Consider the following 21529-nt stretch of genomic DNA (forward strand, 5'->3'; position numbering starts at 1 on the left):
GCTGCCCTGCATGACGACGAGTTCGACCGACGCCGTTCCCAACCCCCACGCCACTGCCGAGCAGGTGGAAGCGGCCCGGCATGACAGCAAGCTGGCCCAGGTGCTCTACCACGACTGGGAAGCCGAATCCTACGACGAGAAGTGGTCGATCTCTTACGACCAGCGCTGCGTGGACTACGCCCGGGACTGCTTCGACGCCATCGTGCCCGACGAGGTGCTGCGCGAGCTGCCCTACGATCGGGCCCTCGAATTGGGTTGCGGCACAGGGTTCTTCCTGCTCAACCTGATCCAGTCCGGGGTGGCCCGACGCGGGTCGGTCACCGACCTGTCACCGGGGATGGTCAAGGTCGCCACCCGCAACGGGCAGTCGCTGGGGCTGGACATCGATGGCCGGGTCGCCGACGCCGAGGGAATCCCGTACGAGGACAACACCTTCGACCTGGTGGTCGGGCACGCGGTGCTCCACCACATCCCCGACGTCGAGCTGGCGCTGCGAGAGGTCGTCCGGGTGCTGCGCCCCGGCGGCCGGTTCGTGTTCGCCGGCGAGCCGACCACCGTCGGCGACACCTACGCCCGCACGTTGTCCACCTGGACCTGGCGCCTGGCGACCAACGTCACCAAGTTGCCCGGCCTGGACGGCTGGCGGCGGCCGCAGGCCGAACTCGACGAATCCTCGCGCGCCGCCGCGTTGGAGGCCGTCGTCGACCTGCACACCTTCACGCCCGCCGACCTGGAACGGTTGGCCGGCAACGCTGGCGCGACCGAAGTGCAAACGGCCACAGTGGAATTCACCGCCGCGATGCTGGGCTGGCCGCTGCGCACGTTCGAATGCGCCGTGCCGCCCGGCCGCTTGGGTTGGGGCTGGGCGAAGTTCGCGTTCAACAGCTGGAAGACGCTGAGTTGGCTCGACGCCAACATCTTGCGCCACGTGGCGCCGAAGGGCTGGTTCTACAACGTGATGATCACCGGGGTCAAGCCCTCCTGAGCCGTGCTTCTTCTGGCCTCACGTTCGGCGTCGAGGACGTCCGCTATCTGCGGTCGCAAACGGGTGCCGTGGCCCTGGCCGCGGTCGCCGAACTCGAGCTGACCGACGCCAGCAAAGTCGCCGACATCGCCGCGGCGCGGGCCCGGTTCGGCGACCGGGCGGCGGTGTTGGTGGAGACGACACTGCTGCGCCGGCGCGCCGCCGAGAAATTGAGCGGGCTGGGCGCCGGAATCCCGGTGTCGAACTGGCTGTTCACCGACGAGGCACTACAGCAGGCCACCGCGGCCCCGGTGGCTGTGCACCGGGCCAAGCGACTGGCCGAGGCGGGAGTCGTCGTCCACGACGTGACCTGTTCGATCGGCACCGAGTTGGCCGCGCTGCGCGGCGCCGGCGTCCGCGCGGTGGGCAGCGACCTCGATGCGGTGCGGCTGGCCATGGCCCGGCACAACCTGGGGGAGGGGGCCGAGCTCTGCCGTGCCGACGCGCTGGCCCCGGTGACCCGCCACGCCGCGGTGTTCGTGGACCCGGCGAGACGCCTCGGTGGCCGGCGGCGGTTCCGCCTCGAGGACTACCGGCCGGCCCTGGGCGCGCTGATCAACACCTACCGAGACCGCGATCTCGTCGTAAAGTGTTCTCCCGGGATTGATTTCGACGAGTTACACCGACTCGGGTTCGATGGCGAGATCGAGGTGACGTCCTATCGCGGCTCGGTGCGTGAAGCGTGCCTGTGGCCGGCCGGGCTGGCGCGGCGCGGCGTCCGTCGGCGCGCCAGCGTCCTCGACCGCGGCGAGCAGATCACCGACGCCGACCCCGACGACTGCCCGGTGCGGCCGCCCGGGCGATGGATCGTCGACCCCGACGGCGCGGTGGTCCGCGCCGGGCTGGTGCGTCACTACGGCGCGCGGCACGGGCTGTGGCAACTCGACCCCGACATCGCCTACCTGTCGGGGGATGAGCTGCCGCCGGCGGTCCGGGGCTTCGAGGTGCTCGAGCAGCTGGCGTTCGACGAGCGACGGCTCCGCCAGGCGTTGTCTTCGCTGGACTGCGGGGCGCTGGAGGTCCTGGTGCGCGGGGTGCGGGTGGACCCCGACGCGCTGCGGCGCCGAATGCGGCTGCGCGGTGCCCGGCCCTTGTCGGTGGTCATCACCCGGATCGGGTCGCGGTCCCACGGACGGGCGACGGTCTTCGTTTGCCGGCCGTCGCGATAGCTCCCGGTAGGCTGGTGTGATCGCTCTTTCAGGCGCCAGCCCCGCCTATCCCGCAAGGACATTCCAAGAATGCGTTATCTGATAGCGGCCGTGGTGCTCGCATCGGCGGCCCTGTGGGGTTGGCCGGCGGCCGCCGCGCCACCGTCGTGTGCCGCCCTGGGCGGCACCATCGAGGACGGCCAGATGTGTCGCGTCCGCGCCACCGGCCCCACGTACACGATCAACATGGCGTTTCCCGCCGACTACCCCGACGAGCAAGCGCTGATCGACTACATCACGCAGAACCGCGACGGTTTCGTCAACGTCGCACAGAGTTCGGGGTCGCGCGACCAGCCCTACCAACTCGAGGCCACCACCGAGCAGCACGGCTCGGGTCAGCCGCCGCACAACACCCGCAGCGTGGTGCTCAAGTTTTTCCAGGACCTCGGTGGCGCACACCCTTCGATCTGGTACAAGGCGTTCAACTACAACCTCGGGACCAAGCAGCCCATCACCTTCGACAATCTGTTTGCGCCGGGCACCACGCCGTTGGATGCCATCTTCCCGATCGTGCAGCGCGACCTGGCGCGCCAAACCCCGTTGGGGGCGGCCATTCTGCCCTCGACCGGGCACGATCCGACGCACTACCAGAACTTCGCCATCACCGACGATCAGCTGATCTTCTACTTCGCGCCCGGCGAGATGTTGCCGGCGTTTGCCGGGCCGCTCCAGGCCGAGGTGCCCCGCAACGCCATCCCGCCGCTGGCCGTCTGAGTGGCGATCGCAAGCGCGGCGTAGCCGGGCCAAGCGGGTCGCCACGGTCGATCGAGGTCTAGACGGGCCCGGCGAGCGTCTCCATCGCCGCGCCGCCGGCCGCCAGCGCCACCTGCGCGGCGCATCCGAGCAGCGGAACGAAGAAGGCCGTCCGGTGCCGGGCGAGGCGGCGGACGGCGACCACCAGGGCGATGACGAAGACGACGGCGCCGCCGCCGATGCCCAGCACCATGGCGCGATTGATCCATGCCGGGTCGCCGCACTTCTGGGAGCCGCACGGGTCGGTTCCCATGACGAACAGGCTCAGCAGGCCTAACGTGACCGCGACCAGGAACGCCTGGACGGCGAGCAGCACCAAGGTCGCGGTACGGTCCACCGCCTGGTTGCGTCGGCTGTTCCTGCTGTACGCGGCTGTCGCGGCCTGTATCTCGGTGTCATCGGTGGCCATGGGCTCAGGATGGCCCGGTCAGGCCGGTGCGAAACCGTACACCTGGCCGTCGCTGGTCGCGGCCACCACCCGGCGATCGGCGCCGACCGAGACCCCCACGGGATAGCCGGTGGCCGCCGGAAGGGGGTAGCTGCCCAGCGTGTGACCGCTGCCCGGATCGAACACCAGCAGCGACATGCCCGGTGCGCCGTTGGCCGCCGGGGCGCTGATGGACGTGTAACCGACACCCGCACCGGCCAGGCTCGACGACGACAGCGGGATGACGTCGTCGCGGCGCCACGCCTGATCGGCGTGGTCGCCCGCGTCCTTGAAGGCCACCAACCGGGTGTCGGGACCGCCGCCCGATACGACGAGGCCTTCGGGGGTGACCGCGGGCGGCGTCTGAGCCAGGAATCCCAGCGGCGCCGACCACTTCACCTTGCCGTCGGCGGCATGCAGCGCCCACAGCCGCTGGTCGCGGCCGTTGACGTAGACGGTCGACCCGTCGGCGGACAGCACCGGGCTGGCGATGACACCGGCGCCGACGGCGTCGCTGGTCCACTCCCGGGACAACAGCGGCGTCTGCCCGGGGTGATACTTCAGTCCGACCAGTCCCGCGGCCGGCGCGCCGGGCTGCCAGACACCCAGCACCGCCATCTGGTTGGCCGCCGAGAAGGCCGGCGCCGCGGCCACCGGGCAGCCCTGGCGTGCCGGCGCGCAATCGTCCAAACCACGCGTCGCATCGGTGGGGTCGACGCCCTCCACCAGATCCATCGGGCTGCCGACCACCATGCCGCGGTGGGCCTCGAAGACCAGCACCTGGCCCAGGTGGGTCACCACGAGAAGCTGCCCGTGGCCGAGAAACCTTGGCGTGCTGGGCATTCCGATGACCGGCTGCCGCCACCGCGTCCACTGCGTCACCGGGAAGGACAGGAAGGCGCCGGGCTGGCCGACGTAGAGGTTGTCGAACCCGTCGAGCAGGGGGCCCGCGAAGCCGCCGCCCTGGAACAGTCGCACACACCAGCGCTGCCGGCCGTTGTCGTCGTTCTCCCATTCCATGAGCGAACATCCGGCCGGCGTCTGCGCGTTGAGGGCCAGATAACCGCGCGCACTCAGCGCCGGACCGGCCGCCAGGGTTCCTTTGACCGAGCGCGTCCACCGCAACGTCAGCTTGGTGGCCCCACCGGTGCCGGTGTAGCTGCTGTTGGCGGCGTCGGCGTATTGCGCGGGCCAGCCGGCCGCCGGTGACGCCTCCACCCACGAGTCGGTGTTGGCGCACCCGCTGAGCCCGGCCGCGATCCCGGCCGACAGCAACACCGATGACCACCGCCGAAGCCCGCGCGGGAGATGTCGGTCAAGCACCTCGATTCCCAGATCCTTCCCAGGGCGTTCGGCATGAGCGGCCAGTGAGTACAGGTGAGGGTAACCCGTCGCGACTCGGCCCTGGGGGATTGCCCGCGGTTCTCGGTTCACCAACCCGCGCGCTAGGCTCTCCGGCCATGACGAGCATGTGGGGCGCCCCGGTCCACCGCCGCTGGCGTGGATCGAACCTGCGGGACCCTCGCCAAGCCAAGTTCCTCACGCTGGCCTCGCTGAAGTGGGTGCTGCGCAACCGCGCCTACACGCCCTGGTACCTGGTGCGGTATTGGCGGCTACTGAAGTTCAAGCTCGCCAACCCGCACATCATCACCAGGGGGATGGTGTTCTTGGGCAAGGACGTCGAGATCCACGCGACGCCCGAGCTGGCGCAGCTGGAGATCGGCCGGTGGGTGCACATCGGCGACAAGAACACCATCCGTGCCCACGAAGGCTCGCTGCGGTTCGGTGACAAGGTCGTGCTGGGCCGCGACAACGTCATCAACGCCTACCTCGACATCGAGCTGGGCGATTCGGTCTTGATGGCCGACTGGTGTTACGTCTGCGACTTCGACCACCGCATGGACAACATCAACCTGCCGATCAAGGACCAGGGCATCGTCAAGTCGCCGGTGCGTATCGGGCCCGACACCTGGGTGGGGGTGAAGGTGACGGTGTTGCGCGGCACGGCCATCGGGCGCGGCTGCGTGCTGGGTTCGCACGCGGTGGTCCGCGGCGTGATCCCCGACTACTCGATCGCGGTCGGTGCGCCGGCCAAGGTGATCAAGAACCGCCAGCTCGCCTGGGAGAGCACTGCCGCCCAGCGGGAGGAACTGGCCGCCGCCCTGGCCGACATCGAACGCAAGAAGGCCGCCCGCTAGGTCGCCGACCCGCTAGTTCGCCGCTAGCTCGCCGGCTCGGGGTGGTCGTCGACCTTGAAATCGAAGTTGACGTCGCCGGCGTCGACGTTGGTGACCGTCACCGCGATGCCGTACTTGTCGGTGCCGTCTACGAGTTGGCACCGTAGCGTCGCGCCCTGGACGCCCTTCAAGTTGTCGGGGCAGGTCACCGAATCGGGTTTTCTGCCCACCTGCTGGGCCAGCTTGTTGCTGATGATGCTGGCGACCTGGTTCTTGTCGACCGTCTCCACCATGTCGAACTTGACGTCATTGCCGTTCACGCTCGTCACCGTCACGTTGACATTGAAGGTCTGGTTCTTGACCTTCATCTCGCAGTTGAGCTGCGCCCCCACCTTCGCGGGCAGGTCGTTCGGACAGTTCACCGAGTCGGGCTTGTTGCCGGCGGCGTCGGTCATCTTCGACGTGATCTGGCCGGCGACATCGCTCTTGCTGACGGTGTGCGACGAGCCGACGGAGCACGAGCAGGCGGTGACGCCGGCCAGCAACCCGGCGGCTGCACCGGAGGCCAGCAACGTCCGAACGATGAAGTGTGTCATGAGTGCCTCCCAGGGCGCGACGACTGTGAGTCGGCTGATGATTGCATGGCAATCGGCTTCGAGAGGGGCGATTGAGCAAACATTCACGCGGGCGACAATTCGTTGCTGAGCGCGGCGCTACCGGCCCGCGCGTCAGATGTTCTGGTAGCGGCGCAGCGCTTCGGCGCGCTCGGCGCCGTGATCGACGATCGGGGCGGGGTAGCCGGCCGGCCGTTCCCCCTTACGCAGGTGGGCGTCGTCGACCGAGCGCAACTCGGGCACCCACCGCCGGATGTAGTCGCCGGACGGGTCGAACTTCTCGCCCTGGGTGGTCGGGTTGAACACCCGAAAATACGGTGCGGCATCGGTACCGCAGCCCGCGCACCATTGCCACCCGTGCTGGTTGTTTGCCATGTCGCCGTCGACCAGCTGAGCCAGGAACCACTCGGCGCCCCACTGCCAGGGCAGGTGCAGGTCTTTGACCAAGAACGAGGCGACGATCATCCGCACCCGGTTGTGCATGAAGCCGGTCTCGCGTAATTGACGCATACCGGCGTCCACCATCGGGTAGCCGGTCTCGCCGGCTTTCCACGACTCGAAGCGGCGTTTCGCCTCGGCGCCGGTGTCGGTGCGGATGCCGTCGAACTGGCGGTTCCAGTTGCGCCAGGCGCTGGCCGGCCGGTGATGCAGCACGTCGGCGTAGAAGTCGCGAAAAGCCAACTCGCGCAGGAATGCCTGCGGGCCGGGGTGGCCCAGGTCGAGGTCGGCGACCATGCTGCGGGGATGGATGGTGCCGAACTTCAGATGCGCCGACATCCGGCTGGTGCCGTGCAGATCGGGCCGGTTACGTTCCACGTCGTAGCGGTGTAACCCATTGTCAACGAACGACTTCCACTGCTTGCGGGCCGCCGCCTCGCCGGCCGCGAGGTCGAGCGCGGCGCCGGGATCGGGGATCTCGGCCGGCTCGATCCGCAGCTGTGCCGGATCGAGCCAGCCGGCGGACCCGGCGCTCGATTTCGCCGGCGCCCGCCAGCCGGACTCACGCCACTGACGCAGAAACGGTGTGAACACCTGGTACGGGTAGCCGTCCTTCTTGGTGACCCGGCCCGGCGACACCAGGTACGGCGACCCCGTCGCCACCAGGGGGACGGAACCCAGTGCGGCGCGGACCCGTTCGTCGCGGCGCCTGCCGTACGGCGCGAAGTCTTCGGAGATGTGCACCGCCGACGCGCCGATGTCCGCGGCGATGCGTGGGATCACTTTGTCGGGTTGGCCGCGGGTCACCAGCAGCCGGCCCTCCAGGTCGGCACGCAGCCGTCGCAGCGAGTCACCCAGGAACTGGAGTCGTCGGGGGCCGGTGGAGGCCTCGAGCTGTGGGTCGAGCACGAAGCAGGCCAGCACCTCCCCGTCGTCGGCGGCGGCATTCAGCGCCGGATGGTCGCGCAACCGCAAGTCGCGACGAAACCATAAGAGCGTCGGCATGATCCGATGGTCTCCTCAGCGGTTGAGCCGCCACACATGGGTGGCCAGGGTGGTGGCGAAGGAACACCACAGCGGATACGCCGACAGGGCCAGTCCGGCCCGCGGGTCGGCTTCCGCGGCGCGACGCGCGAGGTCCGCGCTGCTCACCGTCAGCACGGCGGCACCGGCCGCCGAGACGCCGAGTTTGTGGAACCGGAAGAACAGCCAGCTCCACGCGGCGTTGAGAACCAGGTTCACCCCGAGCGCGGCGGCGTACCGGCGTGCCTTGTCGTGCTGTCCCGCCTCCCGGAAGCGGTCGATGGCCACCGCCGACGTGACTGCGATATCGCCGTAGAGCGAGGTCCACGCCACCGGGAACGCGGCGCTGGGGGGCTGGTACGGCGGCTTGCGCAGCCGCGCATACCAGGCGGGAGCGGCCTTGGCGTTGGCGACGCTCCCGGTCACGGCGGCGACGGCGACGGCGAGACTTGTTGCGGCAAGGGTTGATTTGTTCAAGGGATGCTCCGTTCTGGTCGGCTTTCTGCTTGTGCTGCAGCGGTATTGGCGGGGTTCGGTGTCGACGGCCACCAGATGCGGTCGCCGATGAGGGCGAACAGCGCGGGGATGACCAGTGTGCGGACCACGAACGTGTCCAGCAGGATGCCCAGGCCGACGATGATCCCCAGCTGGGTCAGCACGATCAACGGCAACACACCGAGCACGCAGAACACGGCGGCCAAAACGATTCCCGCGCTGGTGATGACGCCCCCGGTGGCCGACACCGCGGCGACCATGCCGGCGCGCGCGCCGCGCCGCGCGGACTCTTCGCGGGCGCGCGTGACCAGAAAGATGGTGTATTCCACGCCGAGCGCCGCCAAGAACAAGAAGGCGAACAGCGGGGTGCTGTTGTCCAGCGCCGGGAAGCCGAAGACGTGGCTGCTGGCCCAGCCGCCCATGCCGAGCGCGGCCAGCGCCCCCAGAATCGTCGTCGCCAGGAGTGTGGGAGGTGCGAGCGCGGACCGCAGCAGGACATAGAGGACGAGCAGGATGACCGCGAGAATCGCCGGAATCAGCACACGGCGGTCATGGGTGGCCGCGTCGCGCACGTCGAGCGCCTGCGCATCGGCGCCACCCACCAGCGCTGCGGGGCTGGCGGACTTCGTCCTATCACGCAGTGCGGCAATGGTATTGAATGCCCGGTCGGAGGACGGCGGCGCATCGATCACCACCGACCACCTCGTCAACCCGGTCGGCGAGCTGCCGGAATCGGTCGCCGATACCACCCCCGGCGTGGACCTGATGGCCTGCGGCACCCGCGAAAGGGTGGGGGCGACGACCAGCGTGGGGTTGGCCAGGCCGGCCGGGAAATGCGCGGCCACGATGTCGTAGCCGGACACCGAATCCGCGTGGACGCGGAACTGCTCGGTTTGCGACAGACCGATGCGCGTGCCGAGCAGCCCGGTGGCCAGTGCCGCCAGTCCGGCGATCGTGACCGTCGCGACCAGCGCCGGGCGCCGGTTCACCCAGACCCCGACGCGGTGCCAGGCGCCGGAATCGGTGCTCGCGGTGTCGTCGGGGTGGGGGATGAAGGGCCAGAACAATCGCCGGCCGCACAAAGCGAGCAGCGGTGGCAATATCACCAGGGCCGACACCGCGGCGACCACCAGTCCGCACGCCGCCAGCGCACCCAGGCTGCGGGTGCTGGGAGTCGAGGCGAACAGCAGGGTGAGCAACGCCAGCACCACGGTGGCGTTGCTGGCGACGATCGCCGGCCCGGCCATCCGCACCGCGCGGCGCAACGCGTCTCGATGCCCGCTGTGGCGCCGAAGCTCCTGCCGATAGCGGGAGATCAGCAGTAGCGCGTAGTTGGTGCCCGCGCCGAAGACCAGCACACTGGTGATTCCCGACGTGGCACCGTCGAAGCTGAGCCCGGTCAGCGACGCCACGGCGGTACCCACCGCCGCGGCGACCCGGTCGGCGAACCCGACCACCAGCAGCGGCACCAGCCAGAGCACCGGAGAGCGGTACGTCGCGATCAGCAGCAGCGCCACCACCGACGCGGTCACCGCGAGCAGGGTGACGTTGGCGTTGGTGAAGGCGCCTGCGATGTCCGCGCCGAACGCCGGGCCGCCGGTGACGTGGGCCTGCAGGTCCGCCGGTAGCCCGGTCGAGGCGGCCTTGCGCAGATTGGCGACCACGTCGGTGAGGGTGAGTCCCGACAGGTCGGCGCTGACGGGCACCACCCCGATCGCGGCCTTGCCGTCGGCCGACACCCGCGCCGGCGCGGCTCCGGCGGGGCCGCCCGGCGGTGCGGCGGCCTGCATGCGGCCGCGCGCCGCGTGGGCGGCGGCGACGCCGCCCGGGCCGAGCGGGGTGCCGTCTGCGCGGCTGACGACCATGATCAGGGGAACGCTGTCCCCGCCGGGGAATTGGCGGGCCATCGCGTCCACCCTCGCCGAATCCGAGCCGGTGGGCACCGACAGCGGCGCCTGTCCCGCCGCCGCGTTGGCGCCGATCACCGCCACGAAGCCGGCGCCCAACAGCAGGGCGCACAGGGCGAACAGCCACGACCGTCGTCCCGTCACGGCCGCGGCCACGCGATCCCACACCACGATAGAAGTCTTTCAGTATGTTAAACATTAATCAACTGAAATTACGCATCGTCACGCATAGGGCGCCGACGGTACGCAACTAGGAGCACTATGGACATTATGGAGCTGAGGGGCCGGGGGTTCGGCGCGCCGGGGTGCCAGCCGTGACGACTGACCGCGGGCCCATGTCCACCCGCAAGCGGCGGCACATCGACGTGTGCCTCGGCGAACAGGTCAACTATGAGCAACTCAGCACCGGGCTGGACCGCTACCAATTGCCCTACAACGCCCTGACCCAGACCAGCCTCAGCGACATCGACCTGTCCGCGAAGTTCTTCGGCGCCAACCTACGGGCGCCGATTCTGATCGGTGCGATGACCGGAGGTGCCGAGTTGTCGGGCACCATCAACCGGAATCTGGCCGCGGCCGCTCAACAACTCGGCATCGGCATGATGCTCGGCTCGCAGCGGATCATGCTCGACAGCGCGTTGGGGGAGCGCGCCGCGGCCAGCTTCACCGTTCGGGACGTGGCCCCGGATGTGTTGCTGTTCGGCAACATCGGCCTGGCCCAGCTGACCAAGGCCGCCGTGCCCGACCTGGCGAAGGCTCTCGACCGGGTGGGCGCCGATGCGCTTGCCGTGCACACCAATCCGTTACAGGAGGCGATGCAGCGCAACGGTGACACCGACTTCTCCGGCTCGTTGGGCAGGCTGCGAGATGTGGCCGACGCGATGGATTGCCCGGTGTTGCTCAAGGAGGTCGGCCACGGGATCGGCGGCGCGGCCGCCGCGGAACTGGTTGGGGCCGAAGGCGATTTGCCGGTGTCGGGAATAGACGTCGCGGGCGCCGGCGGCACCTCGTGGTCACGGGTCGAGCAGTTCGTGCGCTACGGCGAGCTGCGCTACCCGCACCTGGCTGATTGGGGCATCCCGACCGCGAAGGCGATCGTGGAGGTGCGCGAGGTGCTGCCGGACATTCCGTTGGTCGCCTCCGGTGGCATTCGCACCGGCATGGACGCCGCCAAGGCCATCGCGTTGGGGGCCGACGTCGTGGCAGTGGCTCGTCCCCTGCTGCCCGCCGCCATCGAATCCGCTGCGGCCGTGGTCGATTGGCTGCAGCCATTCATCGACGAGCTCCGGGTCTGCCTGCACGGATGCGGTACCGCAAGCCTTTCCGGATTGCGCGCCGTCGACCTCACGCCCCTCTCGTAGCTGCGTGCGTCATGGCGGTGATACTGGCCTACGGGTCGCCGGCCCTGGGCCACCTGTTGCCGGTCGGGGCGCTGCTGGCCGAGCTCGCCGGCCGCGGCCACGAGGTTCACGCGCGCACGATGGCGGGCGGGGTCGCGACGATGCGCGCGGCCGGCGTGCACGCCGAGCCGGTCGATCCCGCCATCGAGGCGATCGCCGGCGAGGATTGGCGCGCGCGAAGCGCGTTGGGAGTCTTGAAGTCGACGATCGACGTGCTCTGCCGGCGGGCGGTGCTCGAAGTCCACGATCTGCGCCGCGCGGTGGACGCGGTCCGGCCGGACGCGGTCATCGTGGACGCGAACTGCTGGGGCGCGATGTCGACGGCGGAGGCGGGCCCCGCTCCTTGGCTGGTGTTCTCGCCGTTCACCCCGTACCTGCGGTCCCGCGGGGTGCCGCCCTTCGGCCCGGGTCTGCGCCCGCTGCCGGGCATCATCGGCGACATCCGGGACGCCCAGGTGCGACCGATCGTCCGCCATCTCTTCGACCGGCCAATGCTGCCGCGGCTCAACGCTATTCGCGCCGAGCTGGGGGTGTCGCCGGTCGGTTCGGTGGACGACTTCATGCGGCGCGCGCCGCTGCTGCTGGCCGTCGGCGGGGAACCCTTCGAGTACCCGCACCCCGGCTGGGCGGGTTTGGTTCACCACATCGGCGCGTGCGTGTTCGAACCCGCGCAGGCGGCCGCGCCGGACTGGATCGATGACATCGAGCGGCCGGTGGTGCTGGTCAACACGTCCTCGATCAAGCAGCCCGACGCCGCTCTGGGGCGGACCGCGCTGCGGGCACTGGCCGACGAGCCCGTCCACGTCGTGGCGACGTTTCCGGCCGGCATACCGGCGGATCTGCCGCGACCACCCAACGCGACCATCTGCCGCTTCGTCCCCCACGCGGCCGTACTCGACCGGGCCAGCTGCGCCATCACGCACGGCGGAATGGGAACGACGCTGAAGGCCCTCGACCGCGGTGTACCCGTCTGCGTCGTGCCGTTCGCGCGCGACCAGGCCGAAGTGGCACGGCGGGTGGAGGTCGCTGGCTGTGGCACCCGCCTGGCCGCCAAGAACCTCACCCCGGCACGGCTGAGGGCGAAGGTGCGCGCGGCGATGACGATGGCGGACGGCGCGCGTCGGGTGGCTGCCGGCTTCGCCGCGACCGGAGGTGTGCAGCGCGGGGCGGACCTGGTCGAGCAGCGGGTGCTCGGCTCCGCCGCCCGGCGGCCGGTGCGCTAGGCCGGGTGATCGGCCGCCTTGCCCACCGCGCGGGCCCGGCCCTTCGCCGGCGCGCGTTTCGCGTTGGTCGCCGGCGGCTTGGCGGTCGCTCCGTCGAGTCGCGATTCAAAGGTCGACATCGCCTCCATCATCGCCAGGAAAACCCGGTGTGCGGCGGCCAGATCCCGGTCGGGCACGTCGGCCAGGGCAGCACGCAGTTCCGCACCGAGGGGAGTGAAGAACGAACGGGCCAACGCCATGCCCGATTCTTCGTAGCGGAGCAGCGTCTTGCGCCGGTCGTCGGGGTCGGGCTCGCGGCGCAGGTGGCCGGAGTCGATCATCCGGTCCACCAGGTAGGTGATCGCGGCGGGTGACACGTCCAGGCGCTGCCGCAACTGCGCGGGTGTCAACGGCGTTCCGGCCGTTTCGGCAACCATGATGTGCAGCAAGGCGTGCAGGTCCGTGCCGCCGACCTCGTTTTGACGCGCGAAGTGCCGGCCGATGCGGTCCGATTGCGCTGTGAGCGCGCGCATGTCGGCCGACATCAACTTCTCGAGTTCGGCTCGGTCCAGTCGCCGGTCAGCGGCGCCGCGCTTGGTCACTTACCTGAGTCCTTCTGCATGATTCGCCGACCAGCGTATCGGCGACCGCCGCGCGCCGGCCACGAACCCCGACAAGTGTCGCGCATTCGTATGCGATTGCCTCGCCGAGCGGTCCCGGCAATGTGCCGTGGGCGTTGCGCCAGGTGGCAACCGGCGTGACCGATCGAGTCAGCGCCGCCCTCGGCCGCGCCAGGCGACGTCGTCCAGCAGTGGGGGGACGAGCCGCGTGCCCAGGTATCCCGTGGCGCCGAACACGACACAATGCATCAATTCACTTCCTCCGCCGACTGTTCGTCGGGGGTGGCGGCATGGGCCGGATGCGCGGGTGTGCGCCGGCGTTCTTTCAGCTGCGCTTCGTAGACGTGACGGCGGCCGTCGGTGAGCCGGGTCCGCACCAGGCGCTCGATTTCCCGGAAGCATCGGTAGTACCCGTCGTCGTATTCGTCGACGACCTGGAAGGTCCACCGTCCCGGTAACACGTTGCGCCCGACCAGTTCGTCGCTGATGTGTTGGGCCAGTTCATCGTGTCCGAGCTCGCGCAGCTGGGTGACGGCGGTGTCGAGTTGCAGGTCGGCGTGCCCGGTCAGCTGGTGAAACGAGTACAGGTGTCCCCGGGCGCGCTCGACGGTCTCCAAGGCCTCGGTGACTCTGCCGACCGCCTCCGCGACGGCGTCGCTCGTGCCGTCTTGACTCATGGTTTCCTCCCCGACTGGTCGCGATGGCATTCCCGGTGGAATACAGGCCGAATCCCCGGACGCGTATCCGCACAAGTTAATTAACTTAACAGTTAAGTTGCTGCCTAGATGCTGGCACGGCCAATGCTGCTCACCCGTGAACTCTTGCGAATCAAGGGCTTTGCGCGTGCCGGGGCCCGCACATCAAAGCGGCCGGAGATCCTTCTTGGCTGCCCGACGTAGCTGGATCATCCGTGCGGCGCCGACCAGCACGGTCGTGGTCGCTCCGGCCACCGCGGCCAACAGGTAGCCCACGCCCACGGGCAGGTTCCAGTGGAAGCCCAAAAAGTGCGCGGTGATCGATTCGGTGTTTTGCGCGACGAAGATGAGCAGAACGATGAGGATCATTAGGCCGACGACTAGCGCCCACCACGCGGCCGCCAGTCGGGTGAACGATCGCGAGGACGGCTCGGGGGGAACGTGCGACTCAGTGCTCATGCTGGTGACTAGCCCCTCGCGCGGTGAGCCAAACGCGCTCAGCCCCGAAATGTTTTCGTGCCCTGCGGTTCAAACCACCGGGTCCGGGGTACTTGCCCTGCGATGACTGTGAAAGAGGTGCCGCAGCGTGTCTGGCGTGGCCGGCGCAACGTACTGCGGCTGCAGCGGGACCTGTGGCTTGCGCAGTTGGCCCTCTGGCCGACGTTGATCCTGGCGGTCGTTCTGCTTTCGGCGGCCGCTTGGGCCTTGTGGCAACGGAACTCTCGTCGCCGTCAAGCCGAAGCGGTGCCGCCCGGCACGGATTCGTCGGCGGCCGGCGAGCCCGGGTCGCGGCTGGGCCTGAGCGGCTGACGCCGAGCGAATAGGCCCCAGGAGATGGCGGCCGACACGAAAGCGAAGAGCTGTGCGACGCCGACGCGGCCCGACGGAACGAGAAGCCCCGCGACATAACGGTCGACGAATCCGGTGGTCGGTAGAGGATTCATGGCCGCGCGGCGGCGGGCCCACGATTCCAGTGCCGTCAACGGGCAGGGCAGCTCGAGCGTGATGACCGCCGCACCCCAGGCGACGGCGGCCCGGTGCAGCGCGATGGTACGTGGCCAGCGCAGCGCGATAAAGCCGCCAACCGGCACGTACGCCAGGTAGGCGAGGTGCACGCCAACCGTCAGGACGACGGCGGCGACATATCCCTTGCGCACGGCCGAGCCGTCACGCGAGGCCGGCACGCACGTGGTAACGGCGCTCGGCGTAGGCAAGATCGTCGCGCCATAGCCGGTTGGCCGCCAACCGCATGAGCGGGGTGATCAGTGGCGCGGCCCGGGACGCCCGCCTGAATCCCGGGCGGTCCGAATGCGCGATGGTGGCTTCCAGCACCGCGGTGCGCGGAAGCCCGTCGGGGCCCAAACCGATTGGCGTGGCATGGGTCTCGACGATACTACCGGTACCCTCGCCGTCCACGATGCGCATGACGATGGTCCGCGCCTCGGGGCAGCTGAATTCCGCGACGACGGGAACACCCAGGCGGCCCATCCGGAAGGTCACCGCTACCAAGAAGCGGTCGGCGTGTTCGGTTGGCGTGGTGAGCACTTCGAGCCGGGTGAACGAGTAGGGGTGGAACCACGCGCCGTGCCAGGGATCGAGCCGGTTGGCGATGATGTCGGCAGGCTCGCACACGCCCGCCATCCGGGCCACGGCGCCCACGGTGTCGCCGGCCGGCCGGGCCGGAATCACCGGCTCGTCCAAGGGCTGTTCCCCGCCCGCCTGGTCGAGCCGCACCCACACCAGGGTGCCGTCGTCGTGGCCGGGCAACGGGCTCCAGCCGAATTCGCGGGTATGGCCGTCCAGCGCCAGGCCGTGCCATCGGCAGATCAGCGTGCCGCCGTGCACGGCCCCGGTGGCCAGGTCGGCACCCAGGTGCGGGCAACTTCGGGGCCCCACGCAGAGCCGGCGGTGTTCGTCGCGCCAGGCGACGACCTCGACCCCGGCCACCCGCGTCCCGAACGGTCGCCCGGGACGCACGTCAGCGCTGCCGGCGAAGGCGAACCAGTTTCCGGTGGGTTTTTGCCGGGCCCGCTCCAGCGCGGCGTCGATGATGGCGGGTTGCGCCTCCCGGTAGGTCGGTCGCTGGTCGGCCCACGACGCGCGTGGGATCAGCTCTAGGGGCCAGTCTTTGGGCGGGGTGGCCGGCCACAGGTGTTGCAGCCGGTGGGGAATCTTCATCGTGGGGCACGTCCTTCGCGGGTGGCGAGCCATCGCAACAGGGGTGACCGGCCTCGGGTGGGTACGGTGACCAACGGGTGCCCGGCCAGTCCCCATCCTCCCAGCAAATGGTTCGCGGCGCACCAACCCGTGGTGGCGGCGCGCTCCATGAGTGCGACGGGCAGGTCGATGCGGACGGCGTCGCCGGCAAGCAGCAGCCCCGGCTGCGGCGTGACGACCGAAGGACGGTCCGCATAGGACCCGGGGGAAAACAGCGGGCAGTCGCTGCGGTGCAACAGTCGCTCGTAAACAACTTGCGCCGCAGCGGTTTCCGGATACACCTTGTGTAGTTGACGCAGCGCGGCCGCGCGCGACGGTGCGGCATCGAGGGCGTAGGAGTGCAACTCGACGACCGACCCGTGGTGCGCGCGGGACCAATGGGCGGCCTCGCGTTCATAGCGCTCCAGCACGCTGATGTTGTCCAGTGGCTCGTGGCCGGCCGTGCCCAAGAACGCCGCCCGCCCGGCGGCGACGGGCCGGTCGAGCCACAACCGATGAACGGCGAACGGCGGCGCGGTGCGCATCCGCGCGATCCGTGCGCGCCACTCGTCGGTGGCCAGGCCGGTCGACGCCCCGACGACGCGCTGCAGACCGGCCACGTCGGTCGCCAGCACCACGGCGTCGGCGTCCAGCTGTTCGCCCGAATCGGTCTGGACCCGGAACGGCTTCGTCGCGCCCGTGTCGACGCGCGTGGCGCCGGTGCCGAGCCGAAAGTGCACGTTCCGCGCCTCCAGGTAGGAGCGCAGCGGCTGCCAAAGGGCGCTGTCGTAGTTCGATGTGGGGACGTCGAAGATGAGGCCTTCGGACGACCCGAGGAAGTAGATGTGGAACATGGCGGCCAGCTCGGCCGCGGAAAGCTTGGCGGGGTCGGCGAAGAAACTGCGAGAGAACACCTCGAACGCGAGATGCCGTGCCGCCTCCGGGAACCGGATGTTCTTCAGGAAGGTCGCGGCGTCGAAGTGGTCGAGGCGCTCGTAGATGTCGGGCACCGACACCGCGGCCAGCGGGGCGGCCGCGCGGGCGTCGATCTCGAGGAAGTCGCGAAGCCGGAACGTCGGGCTGCGCGCGGCGAAGGCCACCGCGTTCCACGGCGGGGTGCGAGGCAGCCCCCTGAAGGTGTCGCGCCGGCCCGCCCCGTCGATGAGCGGATAGTCGTCGACGGCGGTGAGCATCCGCAGCTGTGGATCGATGCGTCCGAGCAGGGCCCGCAGGTTGTAGTACTGCCGGAAGAACGCGTGGAAGCCGCGATTCATCGCGAGTTCGACCCCGTCGTGGTGCTCGGTCCAGCCGCCCACCCGGCCACCGAGGTAGTGCTCGCGCTCGACCACATCGACGGCGACGCCGCGTTCGGCCAGCCCGGTGGCGGCCGTCAGCCCCGCGATGCCGCCGCCCACGACGACCACCCGGGGTCGTGATGGCAACGCGCTCGCATCCGGCAATCCGGTTGTGCCGGGCCGTGTTTCGCGTCGGCGGTCGGCGGGACGGGCGGTAGGGCGGGATGTCATGACGGCGCGTCCGCCAGGAACGTGTGCACGATGTTGGCCTCCCAGCCGGGCATCGTTTCGCTGTGCACCGCGGTGAAACCCGCATCGGCGAGGCGGGCCCGGAAGCGCGCCGCGCCGTCGAACTCCAGCACGCTGCGCCACAGGTAGCGGTACAGCGCCGTGTCGCGGGTGCGCCACCACCCGGCCGGAATGATGATTCCCCAACACACGGCGTGCCAGATCCAGGTGGCGGCGGGGGAGTCGCGCACCGAGTATTCGTGCACGGCCAGGGTGGCGCCGGGCCGCAGCAGCATCCGAAGCTTGCGCAGTTGGTCGTCGGGGTTCGCCAGGTTGCGGATCAGGTAGGCGGCCAGGATGCCGTCGAACGGTCCGGCGATGCCGTGCTCGGCCAGCTTCTCGACCGGGGTGTGCACGAAACGCACCGAGGGGGGCCAATTCTTGGCGGCGGCCTCGTCGAGCATGCCCCGCGACGCGTCGACGGCGACGATGTCGGCCTCGGGGGCCACGGCCAGCAGCGCGGCCGTCGAGGCGCCGGTGCCGCATCCGGCGTCGAGCAGCCGTAAGCCCTTGCCGCGGTGACGGATTCGCATGCGGCGGGCGGAGAGCAGCAGTTGCTCGTGGTAGCCGGGGCTGGCGCCCACCAGCCGGTCGTATGCCGTCGCTCCCGCGTCGAACGCGGCGGACAACTGGCCGGGGGTGGGACCGGCCTCACCGACGCGCACGTTGGCGTTCCCATCCCAGCAGTACCGCGGTGGCCAGCGCGAAGCCGAACAAGAAGTCCTCGACCGGGATGTCGAACGGGAAGCGCAGGCCGGTGATCTGGCGAGGGTCATAGCTGACGATGGGGGAGCTGAGCTTGGTCAGCCAGCCATCGACCGGGACCTGGAAGCCGAGAATGATCAGCATCGACAGCCAGTAGGCCGGCCGCCGGAAGAGCCCGGTACGCAGCACCGCCAATTCCAGTGCGCAGACGACCAATACGGCCGCCACGGCCGGAACCGTGTAACCCAGGCCGGTCATCGGCGGTTGACCCTGTCCAGGATGGTGCTGACGGCGTTGTAGGTCAGCAGCGCGCATATCGGGATGACCACGAAGAACAGCACTTCTTCGATCGGCACCCGGAACGGGATACTCAGGCCGGTGATGTAGGCGCTGTTGTAGGTCCAGACGCGGGCGGCGATGGCGATCTCATCCCAGAGCAGGAACACCACGGCCACGGGGAAGACCGCCTTGGCGAGCCGGCGCCATTGCCGATAGACGCCGGGACCGAACATCTCCAGGGGGGCGGTGATCGCCAGGCATGCCGCCAGGACCAACAGATATTGCCAGCGATCGGTCATGCGGCCCCCGAAGGATCCGAAACACCGGGCGTACTGTTGCGCGCCCGCCACGACCGTATCAGCCCGATGCCGGCGACCCGCAGGCGTCGAACCTTGCCGACGGTGGCCCGGTGGTTGAAGACCGCGAAGTCGCTGTCCTCGATGCGGTCCAGGATTTCCGAATACAACGCCGCCGCCGTCGCCACGCACGGTTGTGAGCGGGGACTGAGCATCGCGATGCCGGCGTCGGCGAACCGGTAAGTCTCCCGGGTGATCTCGTGCTGGGCGGCCAGCGCCGTTCGGACCCGCGGGTCGGTGCGGCGGTTCCGGTGACACCAGGTCAACAGCTCGCGATCCACTCCGTGGGCGGCGAGCTCGTCGGCCGGCAGGTAGACCCGCCCGCGCAGCAGGTCTTCGTCGACATCGCGCAGGAAGTTGGTGAGCTGAAACGCCCTGCCCAGCGCCGCGGCGTAGGGGGCGGCCTCCTCGACCGGAACCGCGGTTCCCAGCACCGGAAGAACCTGCAGCCCAATGGCTTCGGCCGATCCGCGCATGTAGAGGTTGAGTGCCTTGCGGTCGGGATAGTCGGTGACCGTGAGATCCATCCGCATCGACGCCAAGAAGTCGTCGAACAGCTCGGTGCCGATCCGGTACCGGCGCGCGGTGTGGGTGACCGCTGCGAGCACGGGATCGTCGAGATGATCTCCACCGGCGAAGAACTTGTCGGCGAGCTGCTGGAGCCGTTCGGCGCGAATATCGGTGCGCAGCTGCGGATCCAGATCATCGAGGATGTCGTCGGCGTAGCGCGCGAAACCGTAAAGCGCGTGCACCGCCGGCCGTTGGTCGGGTGCCAGTAGCCGCGTGGCCAAGAAAAAGGTGCGGCCGTGCGCGGCGTTGAGCTCGCGGCAGCGGCGGTATCCCTCGCGAAGCCGCGGATCGTCGATTCCGGCCGCGTCCAACTCGCTGCGGATCATGTCAGCCCGGCTCCCATGTCGTGATGTGTCGGCATCCGGTTGGCTCTTCCGGCGCCGGTGCCGGTGATGCGGTCGGCGGCGAGCCGGCCCGAGATCAGCGTGGTGGGGACCCCGACGCCGGGCACGGTCGACGACCCGGCGAGCACCGCGTTGTCGATGCCGCGCACCATGTTCGCCGGCCGGAACGGACCCGTCTGCGCAAAGGTGTGGGCCAGCGCGAAGGGGCTGCCCGCGGCCATGCCCTGACGCGCCCAGTCGGCCGGCGTGACGACATCCAAAACCGTTGCGTTGTCTGGCAACCCGGGCAACAGCCGGTTCGCCACGTCGTCGATGAGGTTGTCGACGTACCGGGGGCCGACAATGTCCCAGTCGATGTTCCCGCGATCCAGATTCGGCGCCGGGGCAAGCACGTACAGCAGGTCCCGCCCGTCCGGGGCGAGCGCCGGGTCGCTCGCCGTGGGGCGGGTGACCAGCAGCGACGGGTCCTGCATCAACCGTCCGTCGCGGATAATGTCGGTGAAGGTTCGATCCCAGGAATTACCGAACAGAATGGTGTGGTGCGCCGTGTCGGACGCGACGCCGCGACAGCCGAGATGAGCCACCACCGCCGACGGTGCCGGGCGCAGCCGCAGGGGCCGACGCGGCGTGCGGCCCAATAATGCGTAGGTCTGCGGCAATTCGGTGGTCAGCACCACCGCGTCGCAGGCGATGGGGTCCAGGCGATCCGTCCGCACGGCGCTGATCCGCCCGCCGGAGCGGTCGAGCCCGGTCACCGTGGCGCTGTAACGGAATTGGACCCCCGCCTCGGCGGCCGCCGAGGCGAGCGCATCGGGAAGCGCGCGAACGCCGCCTCGCGGAAAGAACACTCCCGCGATGGTGTCCATGTAGGCGATGACCGCGTACACGGCCAGGGCGTTGCGCGGCGCCACGCCGGCGTAGAGCGATTGAAACGTGAAGACGCGCTGCAAGCGAGGGTCGCTGATGTGGCGCTTGACCATGTGATCCCATTTGCGGAACCCGCCGATCGCGGCCAGTCGCGCCAGTTGCGGCGTGAGCAGCGACAGCGGGGAATCGAAATTGGCGGCGATGAACCCGTCGAATTCGATCCGGTACAACCGCGTCAACCACTCGCGTAATCGCCGGTAGCCCGCTGCCTGCCCGAAGCCAGCGAACTCTTCAATGGCGGTGGCCATGCGCTCGCGGTCGGTGTGCACGTCGAGCGCGCTGCCGTCGGCGAACGCCGCCCGGTAGGCCGGCTCGAGCGGCAGCAGCTCCAGCCGGCCCGACCGGCTGCGGCCCACCGCCGCGAAGGTCTCGTCGATGATGTCCGGCATCGTCAGCACGGTCGGCCCGGTGTCGATGCGATAGCCGTCGATGTCGAGCCGGCCGGCGCGTCCGCCCGGCCACGGCTCGCGCTCGACCACTGTCACGGTGCGCCCCCGGCCGGCCAGGTGCAGCGCGGCTGACAGCCCCGCCAGCCCGGCGCCGATCACGACCACGTGCTCGCTGCGTCCTTCGATGGTCCGCATAT

At 69.6% G+C, this 21529-nt stretch carries 23 protein-coding genes; 6 read left to right on the forward strand and 17 right to left on the reverse strand.

What is annotated here, in order from left to right; genetic code table 11:
• Positions 1-10 precede the first annotated feature (10 nt).
• The 3 genes from G6N37_RS01610 (at position 11) to G6N37_RS01620 (ending at position 2946) form a co-directional block, all read left to right on the forward strand.
• Positions 11-985 (forward strand): class I SAM-dependent methyltransferase, encoded by a 975-nt coding sequence (locus tag G6N37_RS01610; protein ID WP_163675057.1) that lies wholly within the window; start codon positions 11-13, stop codon positions 983-985.
• Positions 982-2193 carry a THUMP-like domain-containing protein gene (locus tag G6N37_RS01615; RefSeq protein WP_232075449.1) on the forward strand — a complete coding sequence of 404 codons (1212 nt, stop codon included), beginning with the start codon at positions 982-984 and terminating at the stop codon, positions 2191-2193. The genes G6N37_RS01610 and G6N37_RS01615 overlap by 4 nt, the downstream gene beginning before the upstream one ends.
• A gap of 69 nt (positions 2194-2262) precedes the next feature.
• Complete coding sequence (locus G6N37_RS01620; protein ID WP_163675060.1) at positions 2263-2946, forward strand: esterase; 684 nt, start codon at positions 2263-2265, stop codon at positions 2944-2946.
• Positions 2947-3004: 58 nt separating this feature from the next.
• Here G6N37_RS01620 and G6N37_RS01625 read toward each other — a convergent pair whose 3' ends face one another.
• Together G6N37_RS01625 and G6N37_RS01630 are read right to left on the reverse strand one after the other, a co-directional pair.
• On the reverse strand, positions 3005-3394 hold the full coding sequence (locus G6N37_RS01625) for a DUF6264 family protein (RefSeq protein ID WP_163675063.1): 390 nt from the start codon (positions 3392-3394) through the stop codon (positions 3005-3007).
• Between the two features lie 18 nt (positions 3395-3412).
• Complete coding sequence (locus G6N37_RS01630) at positions 3413-4690, reverse strand: outer membrane protein assembly factor BamB family protein (RefSeq protein ID WP_179961873.1); 1278 nt, start codon at positions 4688-4690, stop codon at positions 3413-3415.
• A 182-nt stretch (positions 4691-4872) separates the two neighbouring features.
• Here G6N37_RS01630 and G6N37_RS01635 point away from each other — a divergent pair, with 182 nt between their 5' ends.
• Positions 4873-5610, forward strand: a complete 738-nt coding sequence (locus G6N37_RS01635; RefSeq protein WP_163675067.1) for an acyltransferase — start codon at positions 4873-4875, stop codon at positions 5608-5610.
• Between the two features lie 23 nt (positions 5611-5633).
• Here the strand turns inward: G6N37_RS01635 and G6N37_RS01640 are convergent, their stop codons facing one another.
• The 4 genes from G6N37_RS01640 to G6N37_RS01655 form a co-directional block, all read right to left on the reverse strand.
• Complete coding sequence (locus G6N37_RS01640) at positions 5634-6185, reverse strand: anti-apoptotic protein (RefSeq protein ID WP_163675070.1); 552 nt, start codon at positions 6183-6185, stop codon at positions 5634-5636.
• A 132-nt stretch (positions 6186-6317) separates the two neighbouring features.
• A complete protein-coding gene (locus G6N37_RS01645; protein WP_163675073.1) occupies positions 6318-7646 on the reverse strand; it encodes a cryptochrome/photolyase family protein in 1329 nt (442 codons plus the stop codon).
• A 15-nt stretch (positions 7647-7661) separates the two neighbouring features.
• Positions 7662-8141, reverse strand: coding sequence for a TspO/MBR family protein (locus tag G6N37_RS01650; RefSeq protein WP_163675076.1), 480 nt, complete (start codon positions 8139-8141; stop codon positions 7662-7664).
• On the reverse strand, positions 8138-10237 hold the full coding sequence (locus G6N37_RS01655) for an MMPL family transporter (protein WP_163675079.1): 2100 nt from the start codon (positions 10235-10237) through the stop codon (positions 8138-8140). Before G6N37_RS01655 ends, G6N37_RS01650 begins: the two co-directional genes overlap by 4 nt.
• 164 nt (positions 10238-10401) lie before the next feature.
• Here G6N37_RS01655 and fni point away from each other — a divergent pair, with 164 nt between their 5' ends.
• Both fni and G6N37_RS01665 read left to right on the forward strand, forming a co-directional pair.
• The gene (gene fni / locus G6N37_RS01660) at positions 10402-11427 is read left to right on the forward strand and encodes a type 2 isopentenyl-diphosphate Delta-isomerase (protein WP_163684446.1); all 1026 of its coding nucleotides are present in this window, start codon (positions 10402-10404) and stop codon (positions 11425-11427) included.
• Between the two features lie 11 nt (positions 11428-11438).
• Positions 11439-12689: a glycosyltransferase gene (locus G6N37_RS01665; RefSeq protein WP_163675082.1), complete on the forward strand. Its 1251-nt coding sequence runs from the start codon at positions 11439-11441 to the stop codon at positions 12687-12689.
• Here G6N37_RS01665 and G6N37_RS01670 read toward each other — a convergent pair.
• The 11 genes from G6N37_RS01670 to crtI all read right to left on the reverse strand — a co-directional run bounded on the left by G6N37_RS01670 (position 12686) and on the right by crtI (position 21527).
• Positions 12686-13270, reverse strand: coding sequence for a MarR family winged helix-turn-helix transcriptional regulator (locus tag G6N37_RS01670; RefSeq protein WP_163675085.1), 585 nt, complete (start codon positions 13268-13270; stop codon positions 12686-12688). The genes G6N37_RS01665 and G6N37_RS01670 overlap by 4 nt on opposite strands.
• Positions 13271-13536: 266 nt before the next feature.
• Complete coding sequence (locus G6N37_RS01675) at positions 13537-13965, reverse strand: hypothetical protein (protein WP_163675087.1); 429 nt, start codon at positions 13963-13965, stop codon at positions 13537-13539.
• 183 nt (positions 13966-14148) lie between these two features.
• Positions 14149-14442 (reverse strand): LapA family protein, encoded by a 294-nt coding sequence (locus G6N37_RS01680; protein ID WP_163675090.1) that lies wholly within the window; start codon positions 14440-14442, stop codon positions 14149-14151.
• Between the two features lie 272 nt (positions 14443-14714).
• Positions 14715-15140: a DUF2784 domain-containing protein gene (locus G6N37_RS01685; RefSeq protein WP_167527356.1), complete on the reverse strand. Its 426-nt coding sequence runs from the start codon at positions 15138-15140 to the stop codon at positions 14715-14717.
• Positions 15141-15150: 10 nt separating this feature from the next.
• Positions 15151-16161 carry a DUF5914 domain-containing protein gene (locus tag G6N37_RS01690; RefSeq protein ID WP_163675092.1) on the reverse strand — a complete coding sequence of 337 codons (1011 nt, stop codon included), beginning with the start codon at positions 16159-16161 and terminating at the stop codon, positions 15151-15153.
• Positions 16158-17705, reverse strand: coding sequence for an NAD(P)/FAD-dependent oxidoreductase (locus G6N37_RS01695; RefSeq protein ID WP_163675094.1), 1548 nt, complete (start codon positions 17703-17705; stop codon positions 16158-16160). The genes G6N37_RS01690 and G6N37_RS01695 overlap by 4 nt, the downstream gene beginning before the upstream one ends.
• Positions 17702-18427, reverse strand: a complete 726-nt coding sequence (locus G6N37_RS01700; protein ID WP_163675096.1) for a class I SAM-dependent methyltransferase — start codon at positions 18425-18427, stop codon at positions 17702-17704. Before G6N37_RS01700 ends, G6N37_RS01695 begins: the two co-directional genes overlap by 4 nt.
• A complete protein-coding gene (locus G6N37_RS01705; RefSeq protein WP_163675099.1) occupies positions 18414-18725 on the reverse strand; it encodes a lycopene cyclase domain-containing protein in 312 nt (103 codons plus the stop codon). Before G6N37_RS01705 ends, G6N37_RS01700 begins: the two co-directional genes overlap by 14 nt.
• A complete protein-coding gene (locus tag G6N37_RS01710; protein ID WP_163675102.1) occupies positions 18722-19045 on the reverse strand; it encodes a lycopene cyclase domain-containing protein in 324 nt (107 codons plus the stop codon). The genes G6N37_RS01705 and G6N37_RS01710 overlap by 4 nt, the downstream gene beginning before the upstream one ends.
• Positions 19042-19998: a phytoene/squalene synthase family protein gene (locus G6N37_RS01715; protein WP_163675105.1), complete on the reverse strand. Its 957-nt coding sequence runs from the start codon at positions 19996-19998 to the stop codon at positions 19042-19044. Before G6N37_RS01715 ends, G6N37_RS01710 begins: the two co-directional genes overlap by 4 nt.
• Positions 19995-21527 (reverse strand): phytoene desaturase family protein, encoded by a 1533-nt coding sequence (gene crtI, locus G6N37_RS01720; protein WP_163675108.1) that lies wholly within the window; start codon positions 21525-21527, stop codon positions 19995-19997. The genes G6N37_RS01715 and crtI overlap by 4 nt, the downstream gene beginning before the upstream one ends.
• Between the last annotated feature and the right edge of the window lie 2 nt (positions 21528-21529).

The organism is Mycobacterium seoulense (genome assembly GCF_010731595.1).
Lineage (GTDB): Bacteria > Actinomycetota > Actinomycetes > Mycobacteriales > Mycobacteriaceae > Mycobacterium > Mycobacterium seoulense.